At 34.3% G+C, this 17,418-nt stretch carries 13 protein-coding genes, 1 pseudogene and 1 riboswitch; of the genes and pseudogenes, 8 read left to right on the top strand and 6 right to left on the bottom strand.

Annotation, left to right across the window (positions count from 1 at the left end; all coding sequences use genetic code 11):
* Positions 1–35: 35 nt before the first annotated feature.
* Positions 36–1,043, top strand: a complete 1,008-nt coding sequence (locus ACZLXV_RS08305; RefSeq protein ID WP_482383096.1) for an Ig-like domain-containing protein — start codon at positions 36–38, stop codon at positions 1,041–1,043.
* Positions 1,044–1,156: 113 nt separating this feature from the next.
* Here the strand turns inward: ACZLXV_RS08305 and ACZLXV_RS08300 are convergent, their stop codons facing one another.
* Together ACZLXV_RS08300 and ACZLXV_RS08295 are read right to left on the bottom strand one after the other, a co-directional pair.
* Entirely contained in the window at positions 1,157–2,809 is a 1,653-nt protein-coding gene (locus ACZLXV_RS08300) for a Na/Pi cotransporter family protein (protein WP_482383095.1), read from the bottom strand.
* A gap of 779 nt (positions 2,810–3,588) precedes the next feature.
* Positions 3,589–4,215 (bottom strand): annotated as a pseudogene (locus tag ACZLXV_RS08295) (polysaccharide deacetylase family protein); the annotation flags it as partial.
* 71 nt (positions 4,216–4,286) lie between these two features.
* A riboswitch (FMN riboswitch) is annotated at positions 4,287–4,459 on the top strand.
* Between the two features lie 183 nt (positions 4,460–4,642).
* Here ACZLXV_RS08295 and ACZLXV_RS08290 point away from each other — a divergent pair.
* Positions 4,643–5,278, top strand: a complete 636-nt coding sequence (locus ACZLXV_RS08290; RefSeq protein WP_482383094.1) for an ECF transporter S component — start codon at positions 4,643–4,645, stop codon at positions 5,276–5,278.
* A 176-nt stretch (positions 5,279–5,454) separates the two neighbouring features.
* Here the strand turns inward: ACZLXV_RS08290 and ACZLXV_RS08285 are convergent, their stop codons facing one another.
* On the bottom strand, positions 5,455–6,018 hold the full coding sequence (locus ACZLXV_RS08285) for a helix-turn-helix domain-containing protein (protein WP_482383093.1): 564 nt from the start codon (positions 6,016–6,018) through the stop codon (positions 5,455–5,457).
* A 342-nt stretch (positions 6,019–6,360) separates the two neighbouring features.
* On the opposite strand from ACZLXV_RS08285, the gene ACZLXV_RS08280 reads away from it, so the two are divergent.
* The 4 genes from ACZLXV_RS08280 (at position 6,361) to ACZLXV_RS08265 (ending at position 12,712) form a co-directional block, all read left to right on the top strand.
* The gene (locus ACZLXV_RS08280; protein ID WP_482383092.1) at positions 6,361–6,783 is read left to right on the top strand and encodes a DUF3592 domain-containing protein; all 423 of its coding nucleotides are present in this window, start codon (positions 6,361–6,363) and stop codon (positions 6,781–6,783) included.
* Positions 6,784–6,914: 131 nt separating this feature from the next.
* The gene (locus ACZLXV_RS08275) at positions 6,915–8,324 is read left to right on the top strand and encodes an extracellular solute-binding protein (RefSeq protein WP_482383091.1); all 1,410 of its coding nucleotides are present in this window, start codon (positions 6,915–6,917) and stop codon (positions 8,322–8,324) included.
* A gap of 39 nt (positions 8,325–8,363) precedes the next feature.
* Positions 8,364–12,257: an ATP-binding protein gene (locus ACZLXV_RS08270; protein ID WP_482383090.1), complete on the top strand. Its 3,894-nt coding sequence runs from the start codon at positions 8,364–8,366 to the stop codon at positions 12,255–12,257.
* 26 nt (positions 12,258–12,283) lie between these two features.
* Positions 12,284–12,712: an SseB family protein gene (locus ACZLXV_RS08265; protein ID WP_482383089.1), complete on the top strand. Its 429-nt coding sequence runs from the start codon at positions 12,284–12,286 to the stop codon at positions 12,710–12,712.
* Between the two features lie 23 nt (positions 12,713–12,735).
* Here the strand turns inward: ACZLXV_RS08265 and ACZLXV_RS08260 are convergent, their stop codons facing one another.
* Genes ACZLXV_RS08260 through ACZLXV_RS08250 form a run of 3 tightly spaced genes read right to left on the bottom strand, consistent with a single transcriptional unit; the run spans position 12,736 to position 14,869 of the window.
* Entirely contained in the window at positions 12,736–14,301 is a 1,566-nt protein-coding gene (locus ACZLXV_RS08260; RefSeq protein WP_482383088.1) for a recombinase family protein, read from the bottom strand.
* Between the two features lie 13 nt (positions 14,302–14,314).
* Positions 14,315–14,539: a hypothetical protein gene (locus tag ACZLXV_RS08255; RefSeq protein WP_022223377.1), complete on the bottom strand. Its 225-nt coding sequence runs from the start codon at positions 14,537–14,539 to the stop codon at positions 14,315–14,317.
* Between the two features lie 45 nt (positions 14,540–14,584).
* Positions 14,585–14,869 carry a hypothetical protein gene (locus tag ACZLXV_RS08250; RefSeq protein WP_367336117.1) on the bottom strand — a complete coding sequence of 95 codons (285 nt, stop codon included), beginning with the start codon at positions 14,867–14,869 and terminating at the stop codon, positions 14,585–14,587.
* Between the two features lie 206 nt (positions 14,870–15,075).
* Here ACZLXV_RS08250 and ACZLXV_RS08245 point away from each other — a divergent pair, with 206 nt between their 5' ends.
* Together ACZLXV_RS08245 and upp are read left to right on the top strand one after the other, a co-directional pair.
* On the top strand, positions 15,076–16,197 hold the full coding sequence (locus tag ACZLXV_RS08245) for an aldo/keto reductase (protein WP_482383087.1): 1,122 nt from the start codon (positions 15,076–15,078) through the stop codon (positions 16,195–16,197).
* Positions 16,198–16,212: 15 nt separating this feature from the next.
* Complete coding sequence (gene upp, locus ACZLXV_RS08240; RefSeq protein ID WP_022223379.1) at positions 16,213–16,842, top strand: uracil phosphoribosyltransferase; 630 nt, start codon at positions 16,213–16,215, stop codon at positions 16,840–16,842.
* Positions 16,843–17,418 lie beyond the last annotated feature (576 nt).

The raw sequence follows: 17,418 nt of genomic DNA, 5'->3' as shown, positions 1-17,418 counted from the left end.
ACCAAAAACATGAATTGAAAATCAAAGGAGGCAAAATGAGAACAAATTTATTGAAAAAGACAGGAGCAGTATTATTAACTGCAGCAGTTGTGGTAGGAAGTGTTTGGAGTGCACCAAAACAGAGTAAAGCAGCAGATACTAAATATGTCCAAATTTTCTCAAGCGGAGATGTATCGGTATCAGCATTTGAGGAAAAATCGTATGAGTTTAATGTTGTCGGCGGCAAGCAGACATATACTTTTTTATATGCAACGGAAAAGGTCAGCGGCTCAATATCATATTATCAGGATGGAGAATCTTTAGGAAATGTAACGATTAGTTCTTCTGACTGGGTATATTCAGATACTGCAAAATGCTATTGCTGGGGATATAAGTGGATACCGTCAGCAGATTCTGCATACAAAGTTGAAATATCATTAAATGCAGATGCACTTTATGACTTAGAAGTTGTGCGTGATGCCAATCAGGCAGCTATAAGCAATACAAAGCTTACTATAACAGAAGGATTTAATCATAAACTTTCAGTATCAAATGCGGAGGGAAGCGTAAGCTGGTCTTCAAGCAACAGCAAAGTAGCTACTGTTTCATCAACAGGACTTGTAAAGGCTAAAAAGAACGGTTCTGCAACTATTACAGCAAAACTTTCAGATGGCACAAAGCTTACTTGCACGGTTTCTGTAAAGAAGAATGTATATTCTAAGAGCAAGATACCTGTATCATCTGTTACATATGGAAAAACAGGTGTTGATGTATATAAGGTTTCTTATGATAAAAAAGGAAATCTTGTTATGAAAGCAAATATTTTAAATAATTCATATCATACAGATACAAAAATCAAAAAGCTTAAGATTACAATTAAAACACTCAGTGGAAAAACTGTAGCTACATATTCTATTAAGAATAAAAAAATAAATATTAAAGCAGGTGCTAAGCAGGGATTTACATTTACAGTAAAGAAAAAGAATGTAAAGATTAAAAAAGCTGATTTAAGAAATATTGATGCACCTAAAACTACAGGAACAATCGAGTACAAGAGATTTTAGTTTATAAAATGTAAATATAAGTGATTATACTACCCCCTGTCTTACAGATAAGATTATTTGTCAGGCAGGGGGGTTTTTAGATTGATTAAGTAAGAGGTTTTAAGGTTGTATTTTTAAACTATTTCTTTCATTGTAATTTTCAGCATCTCATTTGATATGTTGAGTGCATGGTCTCCAACACGTTCAAAGTCAGTAAGCATTTCTGAGAAAAGTATACTTTCCTCATCAGTGCAAAGCCCTTTTTGAATGCGTTCGTACATATTATTTCTAAACTGCACTGTCATATCGTCAATTTTTTGTTCCATGCAGATAACATTTTCATGCCACTTTATTATATTATCCGGTTTTTGAAGCAGCATATCCATTGTTTTATCACAAATATCTTTTATCTCATCGATTTCATTGTTGGCATTGTCTGAAAATGAAATATTTTTTTCTTCAATCATTTTAGAATAGCCTGCAATATTGATAGCGTGGTCACTTATACGCTCAATATTACTTGTGATTGTATAAAAAGAATTGAAAATCTGGCTGCCGGCTTTTGTTGCCTCGTGAGTAATTGCATTTGTTATGTATCTTGATATTTCCTTATTTAGGAAATCAACATATTCTTCACGATTTTCAACTTTTTCATATTTTTTAATATCCCCATGCATAAATACATCAAACGAATCATGAATATTTTCTTTTGCCATTTCAGTCATTCTTAAAATTTCATTGCGTATTCCCTCAATACAGATAACTGATATCATAGTAGTTTCTGTATGTACATTTTTAGGGTCAAGCAGATATTTTACGGACATGCCGTTTTCACCGGATGCTTCATTTTTTGACTCTCTTAAAATAAGTGAGGCGATTTTTGGAAGCATGGTTCCGACAGGAAGCAGTAATAATGTCGTGACAATATTAAATAATGTATGAAGATTGGCAATCTGTGAAGGGACGGCTGTCGGAGTTATACTTTGTATTATGCTTATAAGAGGGGTTACAAGACACAAAATTGTAAATATAATTGTTCCGAAAACATTAAATATGATGTGTATCAAAGTTGTTCTTTTAGCATTCGTGGTTGTGCCGATTGAGGCAAGAAGAGCTGTTATACATGTACCTATATTTTGCCCGAAAAGTATAAAAGCTGCACTGTTAAGCCCTATAACACCACTGGCAGCAAGTGCCTGAAGAATACCTACAGATGCTGAAGAAGACTGGATTATGGCTGTAAATATCATACCCATAAGAATTCCGACAATAGGATTTTGGACTTTTGCAAGGATATTTATAAATGCCGGCTGGTTTGCAAGAGGTTCCATAGAAGAACTCATCATAGTCATGCCGATAAATAAAACACCAAGCCCGGCAAGAATTTCGCCAAAATGTTTGAGTTTTTCGTTTTTCTGAAAAACAACAGCGGCGACACCTATAAAAGCGAAAAGAGGTGCTATAGCTCCGACATCAAGAGCAATAAGCTGGCCTGTGATTGTAGTACCTATATTTGCGCCCATTATAATCCATGTGGCCTGTTCAAGTGTCATAATACCTGAATTTACAAAGCCGACAACCATAACAGTTGTAGCCGATGAAGATTGAATTACGGCTGTGATTAGAGCACCTGTTAATACACCTATAATTCTGTTAGATGTTATTTTTTTCATGATGTCACGCATTTGATTCCTGGCAGCAAGTTCAAGGCCGTTGCTCATCATCTGCATTCCGTAGAGAAATAAAGCAAGACCGCCCAGTAGTCCCATTATATTTGTAAGACTCATATTATTAAAATCCTCCTAAAAAAAGTATACGAAATAAAGCATTTGGGTGAAAGTATTTTTTAGGCGAATCTTTTTTTGCCGTCTGATTTATGGATATAGATAGTTATGAGTTCATTTAGATGCCCAGTAATTACAGAAAGGCATTCTGTTTCAAAAAAACAGTATCCTGCTAATAAAAAGAATGATACAATAAAAGGAGAGTATTTAAAAACTCTTGATTGTCTGTTACAAAGATTTATAAATTGATTTATTTGAAATGTTTCTGAGGTATTAAAAGTACCTGTTATAAATAATGAATAAAGCAGGTAGTTTTCATCGTCAATAGCTTCAGAATTATTATGTACGTCTTTTGATAAATTGGTATTAACCGAATAAGAGGAGTTGTGCATATCATAGTGTGTCATGCCAAAAACATTATCCGCAAGCAATGAAGCTATACAGATATTTGGAATCAGAAAAAACAGAATCAAAACAAATCGTAGTACAAGTTTTTTTCTAAAACACATACGAAAACTCCTTTCTTGGTTTTCTTAATAAGACATATCGGATTGATTGTATCATTTAAGAAATGCTTAGTCAATTTATTTTCGTTGTGAATATAGAATATAAATCAGAGGATGAGCTTGGAAGTCTTATTAAAGCGGTTAAATGTTTTTGAATTAAAAAGCATTTGACCGCTTTTTTTCTGATTATGATAGATTGTTAAAATTGCAGTAAATTATAGCAGCATAACAGCAAATTTTTTGACTTGGCTTAATTAAGGTTAAGGGAGTGGGATGTTAAGCGGTTGTGGAGTTGCTGTTATCTGGTTCTTTGTCTGATGCATTTATTTTATGCTGTCGACCTTCAGTATCCATTTCATAATCTTTAGAATATATAAGTTCAGACATTTTTACAAAATCAAAGCCTTTTTCCTTTAGACCGTCAATAAGCTGTGGAAGTGCTTTTGCGGTATATTTTGCACCATTGTGGCAGAGTATAATAGAACCGTTACCGAGATGCTTGTGGTTTAAGACAGTGGTAAGTATGGAATCAACACCGTAATTTTTCCAGTCAAGACTGTCAACATCCCACTGTATAGCATGGTAACCACATTTCTCAGCAGTTTCAACAAGTGTATCGTTGTAATCTCCATAAGGCGGACGGAAAACTTTCATATCATATCCAGTAAGTTTTTTTACTTTATTATGTACTTTCATAATTTCATCCTCGCATTCGCTGGAAGATATAGTTGACATTTGCTTGTGATTTTGACTGTGGTTGCCTAATTCGTGTCCGGCTTTGTAAAGTGCTTTTACATCATCAGGGTAGGTATCAACCCAGCCGCCGGTCATAAAAAAAGTTACATGGACATTTTTCTCTTTCAATATTTTAATTATTGTCTGAGTGTCTTCATTACCCCAGGCGGTGTGTAGCTTGTTGTAAAATTTACACTTGCACATAACATAAACATGTGATATTATAAGTCAAAATAAAGAAAATTCTTCAGGGCGGGGTGTGATTCCCCACTGGCGGTAAAGTCCGCGAATCGATTGTATCAGGTGTGTTGAGGATATCTGTTGGATTGCTCAAAACCAAAACATTGATTATATCGACTGAATCGGTGAAATTCCGATACCAACAGTATAGTCTGGATGAGAGAAGATTTTAGAAAGCATTATTATATTTGAAGTTGCAGAACCCTGAGATTATTCTATCTCAGGGTTTTTATATTTATCCACGCAAAGTAAAAATCTATGCAATGATGCATAAACTTTGGCAAATGAACAAAAACTCCATTATTAATGTGAATAAAACCTCAAAGAATTTTCGTACAAAGAAAGGAAGAGGAAAATGGCAGCAGCAGGAAAGACATTACACGTTACAAATGGTTCAAACGGCACGAAAAAAAGGGGAAGCATAAAGAAAATGACGCTTACGGCGATGTTAGCCGCTATAGCAGTTATTCTTATGTATATGGAAATACCGGTACCGTTTATGCCGGGATTTATAAAACTGGATATATCTGATTTGCCGGCACTTTTTGGAAGCTTTATATATGGTCCGGCATGCGGAGTATTGATATGTCTTGTGAAGAATGTATTGCATTCATTTGCTACGAACACGATGTTTGTCGGTGAGATTTCTAACTTTATTTTAGGTTGTGCCTTTGTTGTACCAGCGGGAGTGATTTATCAAAAAAGAAGTGACAAAACAGGAGCAGTTATAGCTTCAATTACAGGTACAGTGGCGATGGCACTTTTAAGCATTGTATCAAATTATTTTTTGGTATATCCGATTTACTATAATTTTATGCCAAAGGATATGATACTTAAAGCTTATCAGGCAATATTTCCGGGGGTACACAGTATATTACAGGCACTTATCGTTTTTAACGTACCGTTTACTTTATTAAAAGGTGCAATCTGTGTAGTGCTTGCATGGCTTTTATATGTACCGCTTGCACCGATGATGAGAATTAAAGATTAAAGTAAAATATACAGTTTATAGCAAAGAAGCGAATGAGTAAAAGATTATACAAATAAACAATAATAAAGAACAGAACTAAGAAAATAAAGAATAAGCCCCTGAACCGGCTACAAAAGTCAGACTAAAGTTTATATAAGTCAGGTACTTGCAAATGAATGTCGGTTCGGGGGCTGTTTTTATCTTGGTATACCTATAGAGCCGCCTTGTAAGTTACTTTTTACTTTTGGGTGTGCAAAATAGTAGCTGCTAGCCAAAGTCTTAGAGTATTCTTCGTGTTCAATCTTTTTTTGCTCACGGAGTTCATAATCCGTAAAAGGTTCATCAAAAGTGCTGAGGTCATAGTCAGCAAAGTATTCATCAAGAATCATTTCACGACGGAGATTTTCAACCTGCTCTGTAAGTTCTTTGGCATCGGTTGTGTGTGTATAGTCGACAGTATCAAGCAGTTTGCAAATCTGTGTCATAACTCCTATTTCACGCTGCAACTCATTGCTGTGTTTTTTGCAAAGTTCTGCTAATTTTTCAGGGGAGTCTAACATTTCATGTATCTCATCAATTGAAAAATGAAGTTTACGCAATGATACTATTGTTTTTAGCTGTTCTATTGAAGCTTCGTCATAATCTCTGAATAATCTGCCGGATTTAGTTTCCGTCGCAGGTTTAATAAATCCACAGTCTTCATAATAACGTATGGTTTTCTGGCTTACATTAAGTAAGTTTGCTAATTCTTTAATTTTCATAAATAATCCCTCATTTCCATGTGAAGTATAATATTGTGCCAAGGTTTAGGATGCATTTTAAACCCTGTATCAAAACATTGTTTTCTTGTATCTGAATTAAAAATATCATATAACCTTAGGGAATAAGCAAGTATTTTTTTCATAATATCACATATTTTAAAAAAAAATCGTCAAACATCCGTTATTTGTGCAAAGGCAGAGTTGAGGATACAAGAAAAATTGTTATATTTAAAGCGTATTTGCGGGGGAGTTGACTTCGCAGTTGAATTTGATTTTTAGGGTGCTAAGATGTATACTGTATACAAGAAAAATGAATAAATATTAGAATGGGGTGTTCAACAAATGATTATAGGAATTTTTCTGATGGTGACATTTTTTACGGCATCACTTGTACTTATATATTTATCAATCAAATCAAAAAAAGAGATGGAGCGCAAGAAAAATGAGTGTACTGAAATAGCGAAAGGTACAGTTGAGACGATACGCAAGATAGGTGACAGTGAGAATAATGATAATTATTATCCGACATTTGCCTTTTTTGACGGTAACTGTATTGTTCAGGAGGAATCAAAAATAGGTTATTCAAAAGGTGTGTGGAAAAAGGGAGATTTGGTGCAGATAAGGTTTAATGCAAACAAACCATCTGATTTCTGGGTGGAGAGTGATTCGATACCTGCGTGGGTGTGGCTTATTTCAATAGGAATAGGTTTTGCCGCAATAGGTGCATTAGGAATACTATTGTGCTATTTTACAACAAAATATTAGTGCACTGTATCATTGGCATTTCACAGTCATTGATACATTACATCGGTACATTATAGCAGAGAGGAAATACAAATGAAAAAAACGATTAAAAGTTTATGCGTTATTGTTATGGCAGTATTTTTTTTGATAGGATGTGGCACAAAAAAAATAACCAAAAGACTGAGGGAAAAGTCAAATTAGACCCGGAAAATCCGGTTCCAATAAGAGTGTGGCATTACTATAACGGCAGTCAGCAGGCGGCATTTGATGAGCTTGTAAATGAATTCAATTCCACAAAAGGTAAAGAGCTTGGAATAAATGTGGAGGGAATAAGCCAGGGAACTGTTTCTGATTTGGCAAAGACAGTTTCAGATTCTATTGACGGAAAAGTCGGTGTTGACAAACTTCCCAATATTTTTTCTTCATATGCAGATACAGCTTATTATGCACAGCAGAAGGGAAAACTTGTTGACCTTTCAGAATATTTTTCTAAAGAGGAAGTGGAAAAATATGTTGATTCATACATAGAAGAAGGATATTTAAAAAATGACAAGGCATTATACCTGTTTCCTGTAGCAAAATCAACAGAGAGTCTTATGATAAATAAAACAGATTGGGAACCGTTTGCGAAACAGACAGGTTTATCATTAGACGAGCTTAAGACAGTTGAAGGCGTTGTTAAAGTTGCGAAGCGTTATTATGAATGGACAGATGCAAAAACACCTAATAAGCCGAACGATGGAAAAGCTTTTTATGGCAGAGACTCTATGGCAAATTATTTTGTTATAGGAATGAAACAGCTTGGCAAGGATATTTTTGAAATTAAAGATGGCAATGTAACGTTTAATGTAGACAAGAAGCTTATAAAACGTCTGTGGGAAAATTATTATGTACCTTATATAAACGGTTATTTTACGGCACTTGGCAAATTCAGATCAGATGATGTTAAGACTGGTGACATACTTGCATATACCGGCTCATCAATGTCAGCCATGTATTTTCCGGACAGAGTAGAAGATGACGATAAAAGTTATGACATAGATTATGAGGTGCTTCCTGCACCGATAATGTCAGGTGGAGAAAATTATAAAGTTCAGCAGGGAGCGGACATGGCTGTAACAAAGTCAGATAAAAAACATGAATATGCATCTTGTGTATTTATAAAGTGGTTTACACAAAAAGAACAAAATCTGCAGTTTGTATGTGAATCGGCTTATATGCCTGTATTAAAGTCTGCGAACAATGTTAAGGCATTGGATGATATAATAGAAAAGAAATCACTACATATAAATAATAAGACATATGACTGTCTGAAAAATGTAATGGGAGATTTCGACAATACAAAATATTATACAACTAAAAACTTTGAAAACGGAAGCAGTGCAAGAGAGGTTTTGGAGACAAATTTATCTTCTAAAGCACAGAAGGACAGAAAAGAAATAGAAAAAGCGCTGGCAAAAGGAATGAAGCGTTCAGAAGTTATCAAAAAGTATACAACAGAGGAAGCATTTGACAAGTGGTACGGGGAGTTTAGTGATGCACTTAGTAATTCATTAAAATAGGTTTAAAATATGGGGTATTTTGAGCCAAGGAGGGGAATTTTGAAAAAGAAAAAGAGACTGCTTTATGTATTTTTAATACCGCTTTTGGGAATAGTTCTTTTTCAGGGAGTTGTTCCGTTTTCAATGCTGTTTTTCAGCGGTGTTAAAGAAAATTTAGAAAAAAATACAGTAAATATGGACAGCCATATAACAGAAAACCGTCAGTTGACCCTGCAGAATGCAATGAATGAACAATGGGGAGGGATAAGCAGGGAAAGCGATGAAATGGATAGTGTTTTAAAAGATGAATTAAAGCAGGGAAAGTTGAATATAAAAGACTTTTTAAATGATTCGTCGGCACAGCAAAATTATTTAAAACATATATTTAAGAATTTGGTCTCAAGCCTGCAGCATGAAAATAGTTCAGGTTTATTTGTTGTACTTGCTAATGGTGAAAATATAGATGAAGAAACGGAGTATAACGGTTTTTTTATCAGAGACTCTGATCCGCAGACAAAAACGGCAAACAATGCAGATTTACTGCTTGAAAGAGGCAGTAAGGGACTGGCACGCATAGAAAATATTACTCTTGATACTGCATGGACAACAAATTTTAAATTTAAAGGTGCATGGAACAGATCGGCAGATGATTTTTTTTATAAGCCGTTTCTTGCTGCACAGAAAAATAAAGATACAGACATGAAAAATCTCGGATATTGGTCGAAACCGTTTATTCTTGAAGATCATTATATGGACAATCACAAAATGATAACATACTCTGTGCCATTGATTTATGACAATGAAATATATGGTATTTTAGGTGTTGAGGTATCGTTGTCATATTTGAACACATTTTTTCAAGCCTCTGATTTTGACCGTGGACTTAATTCCGGGTATGCTCTCGTAATGGAAAAAGAGAATGGAAAATTTGAGGTGGTTACGGGAAATGGAATATTATATGACACGATTGTCAGAGAACAGAAATTTAAAATCAGGAAATATAAGAAGATTTCCAAATTATTTGAGATAGAAGATGCATTGCTTGGAAAAAATAAGATATATGCAGTGAAAAATCCACTTGATTTATACATTAACAATGCTCCGTATGAGGATACAGAGTGGGCATTATACGGTCTGGTGTCGCAAAAATCTATTTTTGAACTTGGAGAGCAGGTTTATACGAGTATTGTCATAGCTATACTGATTTGTGCACTTCTTGGAATAGCGGTAGTTATATTGCTTATCAGATATGTTACAAAGCCTGTATATCGTCTTATGGAAAGCGTTAGAGGCGGTACTGCCGGAATACACAGCTTTAAAGTGTCAAATATATTGGAAATAGATGAATTGCATGATATTGTTGAGAAGGTAACAGATGCACAGAAGAGAACTGAAGACCAGCTTCTTGATGAAAAAGAGAAATATAGAATTGCAGTTGAGAGTTCAAAAGACATATTTTTTACATATGAAATAAAAGATTGTGTTATGGAGATTGTTAACAGTTCAATATACGACGGTAAATGGGATTGTTCGGATGACGATTGTTCACTGTTAGATAATATTCACTCTGCAGACAGGGCGTTGGTGTTAGATAAATTCAGACACGATATTGGGGATATGAGCATAGAATTTCGTCTGCTTATGAATAAGTATCATGAATACAGATGGGTGAATTTATGCGGCAGTCTGTTAAAAGACAATAACGGTGAAGAGACAAGAGTAGTAGGTTACATAAGAGATATAAATCAGCGAAAGATATTAGAGATAGAAAAAATACATAAGAAAAAATTTGATTCACTTACTTCACTTTATAATCTGGAAACGGGTATAGAACTTATAAAGAAGTTTAGAGAAGGAAAAGAAGATATAATATTATTTTTGGTTGATATTGACAGATTTATGAATATTAACGAGCAGTACGGTCTTGTGTTTGGCGATATTATTTTACAAAAAATGTCTGACATAATGGTTGAATGCTGCAGGCGTAACAATGTTGCGGAGTTTATCGGTATTCGTGCAGGTTCAGACGAACTTTTATGTATGGGAGCCGGTGTATCGATAAACAAAATTATACATATAATCGAAGAAATGAGTGCAAGTTTTGCGGAACTCACAAACAAAAATTATTTGGATTTAAGTTTTAAAACTGGAATAACAATAGCTGATAAAGATATTTCAACAGAAAAGCTTGTAAAACAGGCACAGGCGGCAATTAAAGTTTCAAAGGATAAAGGCAGTCTTTATTCGGTATATCAGGATTTAGAAGAAAATTGTCAAAAACTTGATGATGAAGCAAAATTCGGTGAAATAGCATCATATCTTTATATAGAACAAATGTCTATTGTATCAATAGCACTTAATCTCTTTGATAAAGGCGGAAACTTTGATACAATTCTCGACATTTTCACATTAAAGTTAATAAAAAAATATAATATAGAAAATCTTTTGATAACAATGTTTAATGAAGAAGATGCAGTGATAAGTGTGGATTATGATTGGTCAGAAAGGAAAAAAGAGACGAGAAATCATAATAATATAAATATTTTCAGATGTACTGCACAGGATTGTGCTGCTTTTATGAGAGTTACCGATTTGGATACAGTCAGACGTATGGACGAGAGTGTACCAATAAATCAGAGTATATCTGAAATGTATAATGCGAAAGATGGAGTAATTATAAATATGGAGGACAGCGGGAAATATTTCGGAAGTATATTTTTATTTGGGATACCGTCAGATATTTGCAATGACGATATGGAGAAAAAGACTCTTCAGGAAATAGGAACTATTATACAAAATCGTATGAATCTCGATAAACATGATTCAGCGGCACAGGCTAAATCAGACTTTTTGGCACGTATGTCTCATGAGATAAGAACACCGATGAACGGCATTATAGGAATGACAGAAATTGCAATCAGAAGAAATCGTGAAAGAAAAATGGTTACCGATTGTTTGAATAAAATTAAAAATTCATCTCATTATCTTCTCAGTTTGATAAATGATATTCTTGATATGTCTAAAATTGAAAGCGGAAAGATGCAGTTGATAGAAGAAAGTTTTGTGTTGAGCAGTGCTCTTAAGTCTGTCGGTGATTTGATGGATGCGAGATTTTCTGAGAAAAATATAAATTACAAAAAGATTGAAGAACTGACAAATAAATCTTTTTATGGAGATGAACTTAGAATTACGCAGGTTTTGATAAACTTGCTTGGAAATGCGGTTAAATATACAAAATCCGGTGGAAATATAACATTGATGGTAAGGGAATTGAGTACAAATGGTGGATCTTCAGAATTGTATTTTGCAGTTGAGGATGATGGTATAGGTATAAGTGAAGAAGATCAGGAAAGAGTTTTCAGGAGTTTTGAGCAGGTTAAAGACTACAAGAGTATCTATAAGCAGGGAACAGGTCTTGGTCTTGCGATAAGCAGCCGTCTTATAAATATGATGGGCAGCAGCATAAAACTGGAGAGCATACCGGGAAGCGGAAGTACATTCAGTTTTAAGATTAAATTGAAAGTAGCGAAAACAGAAGAAAAAGAGAAAGTTGTAAAGAGAGACAATGTTGAACTGAGAGGAAAACATGTCCTTGTTGTCGAGGATAATGAACTTAACAGTGAAATTCTGTGTACAATTCTTAAAGATGAGGGTATGATAGTGGATACAGCATTTGACGGGCAGCAGGCGGTTGATATAATAAGGGAATCAGCAGAGTATGAATATGACCTTATTTTCATGGATATAATGATGCCAAAAATGGATGGTTTGGAGGCAACAAGAGAAATAAGAAATATAGGACGTGCTGATTGCAATACAGTACCTATCATTGCGATGAGTGCAAATGCCTTTGAAGAGGATGTAAAAAAATCTATTGCAAGCGGAATGAACGCACATTTATCTAAACCTCTCGATATTGTCAATATGATGGATGTTATGCAAAAATATTTATAAAGTTATAAGCGGAAAGGAAAGCATGGATGAATCAAAACTTTAATGATAAGATAGATAAAGGTCTTGTTGGAAATAAATTGATAGAAGAAGCGATAAAAGGTCTGCAGGAAGAAGCGACACAGGAAATGCTTGCACATACACTGACTGTAATAAGAAAGAGAATGAAACAGAAAGGACAGCTTATAATTGCTGTCGAGCCGTCATTTGGCTCACAGCAAATGAATATAAGCGTCGAAAAAACGGCAGATGGACTTTTGTGGTGGACAGCGTATACCGGATTTGAAGAAGAAATGAAAGGCGGAAATCAGGTAAAGTCAACATTTCTAACCGATATGGAACAGTTGTTTAAATCAGTACTCGATGTCGACGAGATAAATGGAATAATATTAAACCCGTGGAATAGAACAATTATGCTCGATAAAACACTGATAAATATTATTTTTGGAAACATTTAATAATAGCATTAAAACTTTTTAACTTACAGGTGGTCAACATTATATACGATTTTGACCATGTTGTTTTCATATATGTATATACAATTGACCATCTGAGTTAAGATAATTCTGTCAGGTTTTGAAATCTCATTGTTTTTGAGCATTTCGCTGATGACAGCAGGTGTGTTGTCAAAATCAAATGAGGAAATGTTATCTGTTTTTTTGTGGGAAGTTTTGTCGAGTTGTTTTTTGAGGGCAGAAATTTGTAGATTGCACCGTCTGATAAAGTTATCATATTCGTTTTCTGAAATAAGATTTTCATTTAAATCTTCGTTATAGCTTCTTTTCTTTTGTTCAAGTCTGTTAATTTTAAAGTGAATATGTTCATCTGTTTTCAGATTATGTGATGAGTTGTTTACAGATGTACATTCTTTATATAAAAAATGTTCTAAATTGTCAGTTTCTTTTAACAATTTGTTGAAATCATTTGTAATAAATCTTAAAATTGTTGATTCAGAAATTCGGTGTGACGAGCAGGTGTTTTTACCGTATCTGTTATAACTGCCGCACACGAATACCGATTTATTATTTCTTGAAATTTTAACCATGGCTCTGCCGCAGTCACCGCATTTTATGATTCCGGCAAGAAGATGAATGTTTTTTTTTAAGGAAGGCTGCCGGATATTATTTGAAAGCAGTAATTGAACACGGTCGAAAGTCTGTTTATCTATTATTGGTTCATGTGTATCAGGGACGATTATCCATTTGTCTTTTGGAAGTGCAGATACCGTTTTACTGCATAATGTTCGGAAAGACTTGTTTTGAACCATACAGCCGGTGTACATTTCATTTTTAAGAATATGTCTTATGCTGCTATATGTCCAGTATGTTGTATAATTTAATCTGTTTCCGTTCTTGTAGTTTAGTCCCTGCAATTTTTTATATTCCGATGGGCAGGGAATACTTGATGCGTTGAGAAGTTTTGCAATTGTATTTTGACCGACACCTGAAATATAGAGGGCATAAATTTGTTTTACGACTTCAGCGGCATCATTATCAATTATAAGTTTATTATGATTTTTCGGCGATTTTTTATAGCCATAGCATGCGAAAGCTCCTATAAATTGGCCGTCAGCCTGTTTTGCACGCAGCGTAGAGCGAACTTTGTTACTGATGTCACGTGGATAGAAGCCATTAAACATGTTTTTTATATCTATTATCATGTCATTGGATGTGTCGAAATCAAAAAAATCTTTATCTATATTATCATCAATTGCAATAAAACGGATTTTATTTGACGGAAAAAAATCATGAATAAAATAGCTTGTTTTAGGACTGTTTCTGCCGAGTCTTGACAAATCTTTTACTATAATTCCGATAATCAGACCGCAGTGTATATCATGTATCAGTTTTTTAAAATCAGGACGTTCAAAGGTTGTTCCACTAAATCCGTCATCGACATAGAAGTTATAATCAGTTATTTCGGGCATGTTTTTAATGAAACTCAAAAGTTTTAGTTTTTGATTGGAAATGCTCAGACTTTCGGTTTTATCACCATCATCATGACTTAATCTGACATATAGTGCCCAGTATTTTTTTGAGTTTTTCATTATATCCCCTCACTTAAATATTATTTTTTTTGGATTTATTATGATTAAATTCAACATTTGGAGTTTGACTGCCTTTAGAATAAAATTCACTGTTTTGAGCTTGCTTTTTGACAGATTGAGAAGTATTATAAAATGTCTCAAACTCAATCCGTATGATATTTTTTAATAAAGTTTTGGTATTATATATTTCTTTGTATTCGCGAAAAACAGTAATATCATTATCAGAATAGGATTTCATTTTAAACCTCGCTTTTTGCATATTGTTATAATATTTAAGGTAAATTTAGTTCATCAGGATGACATTACCCCATGCGGCATCAAATGATAATGCAACTTTAGGTTTATCTGTATCAACACAATAAATCGGAAGTTTTTTTTCTGAAATAATAGAAGACATTGCTTGTCTTGAAGTGACAGTAGAATTGTCAGACAACATGAAGGCAACAGCAATACTTGCTAAGCATACAGTTGACAATATGCAGATGCCTGTTCTAAGAAAATGACACAAAGTTGAATGCTCATCAGAATTATCTGGTGATAATTTTTGAAGAAAATCTTTTAATATCAAAATACGCTCCTGAATATTTAAGTACACCTGTAGATATGTGCCTAAATATATTTTTTTATATTTGTATGAAAAGTAAACAAAAATATGCATTTAAACAGTTAAAAATGGAGAAGTTATATTGAAGAAAGTTAATGGCTTAAACTTTACGATAATAAAAAAAGATGATAAAATAAATTAAGTACGTTGTACTAGAACAGGAGGTTTTTATGGAAGATAAAAAGTTGGGTTTTGGTCTAATGAGGCTGCCATTGTTAAATCAAAATGACGATAAGAGCATAGACATTGAATTGACAAAAAAGATGGTTGATAAATTTATTGAAAGAGGTTTTACTTACTTTGATACTGCGTGGATGTACTGTGGATTTGAAAGTGAGAATGCCGTAAAAAAAGTGCTTGTTGACAGATATCCGCGGGATAAGTATACTATTGCAACAAAGCTGCATGCAGGATTTATAAAAAGTAAAGAAGACAGGGATAAGATTTTTGATACACAGCTTAAGAAAACAGGTGTTGACTATTTTGATTATTATCTGATTCATGATGTTGGAAAAGACCATTACAAGATATACAAAGAACTTGAGTGTTTTGAGTGGCTTCAGGAAAAGAAAAAACAGGGACTTGTAAAACATGTCGGATTTTCTTTTCATGACACTGCGGATGTGCTTGACATGGTTCTTACGGAGCATCCGGAAGTTGAGTTTGTGCAGTTACAGATAAATTATCTTGATTGGGACAGTGATGCCATTCAATCGGGAAAATGTTATGAGGTTGCAAAGAAACATGGTGTGCCGGTATGGGTAATGGAACCTGTAAAAGGAGGAACATTAGCGAATGTGCCATATTCAGTTGAAAATATGTTTAAAGAATATGCACCTGATATGTCTATACCATCATGGGCTATAAGATTTGTTGCAAGTCTTGACAATGTGAAAATGGTTTTGAGCGGCATGAGTAACATGGAACAGCTTGAAGATAACACCGGTTTTATGGCAGATTTTAAGCCGTTAAATGAAAAAGAGATACATATGGTAAAAAAAGCAGCAGAAATAATAAATGGAAATATAGAAATTCCATGTACAGGATGTTCATATTGTACAGATGGCTGTCCGCAAAAAATTGCAATTCCAAAGTATTTTTCTCTTTATAATGCTGACAAACAGGAGTCAAAGGATAAAGGATGGACACCGCAGGGTGAGTATTATGACAGACTTACACTGAACTTTGGAAAAGCGAGTGAGTGTATAGAGTGTGGTCAATGTGAGGGAGTCTGTCCACAGCATCTGCCTATTATAAGTGACTTGAAGAAAGTAGCAGATTATTTTGAATAATAAAGTGAGGTAAAGATGGAAAATGTAAAAATTTTAAATCATCCGTTATTGCAGCATAAAATATCAAGACTTAGGGATGAAACAACAGGAACAAATGAATTTAGAGCTTTAGTGGAAGAAATTGCGATGCTTATGGGTTATGAAGCTCTCAGTGACCTTCCGACAGAAGATGTTGAGGTAAAGACTCCTATAGAGACCTGTAAGACACCTGTACTTTCAGGAAGAAAACTTGCAGTTGTGCCTATACTTCGTGCAGGTCTTGGAATGGTTGGCGGAATAACAGCATTGGTACCGACAGCCAAGATAGGTCATATCGGTCTTTGCAGAAATGAAGAGACACATTTGCCGGAAGAATATTACTGTAAGCTGCCTGATACTATAGAAGAAAGACAGGTTGTAGTTGTAGACCCTATGCTTGCGACAGGCGGTTCAGCTAAGGCAGCAATTGATTTTATAAAACAGCGTGGCGGAAAAAACATAAAGTTCTTATGTGTTATTGCAGCACCTGAAGGTGTAAGAATGCTGCATGAAGCACATCCTGATGTTCAGATATATGTAGGTCATCTTGACAGGGAACTCAATGAGGACGCATATATATGTCCTGGACTTGGGGATGCAGGAGACAGAATATTCGGAACAAAATAAAAATTACTAAAAATGAAAAAAATGTGTTGACAAATGTCGATTGCAGTGATAATATAGATTTCGCTGTCGCAGAGAAGCAAAGAAAGAACGGCTGGAAAGTGAGAGTCTTTCTAACAGCAGTTCTGTGAAAGCGAAATCTTTTTGATTACATAAGTAGTTATCTAAAAGATATTATAGTTCATTCTTAACAATGTATTGATTGAAGAGGATGAAAAAAAGTTCTTGACAATGTCGAAAAGATGTTGTAAGATAAATATCGCTGTCGCATAAAGCGATGAGAGAACAAAGCTTGGAAGCAAGAGTTTTCTTATTGGATACGAAAGCAGGAAATCTTAAAGATTTCTAAGTTTTATTTTTTGAAAAACTTCAAAAAATAAAATAAAAAAGTTCTTGACAAGCTGAAAACAAAGTGATAAAATATATATCGCTGACGCAAACAGCAAGTCAGTAAAAAACTAACAACAAGTTGTTAGTTGCGAAGGTCGGACAAAGACCTTGAACCTTGATAATTGAACAGTAAAACAACCCTGAAAATTCTAAAATAAATTTTCAAAAGTTCTTATTTAACACATGCAA

The sequence above is a fragment of the Butyribacter sp. genome (assembly GCF_056818865.1).
Note: the sequence above shows the minus strand (reverse complement) of the source record. Positions and strands in the feature narration are given on the sequence as shown.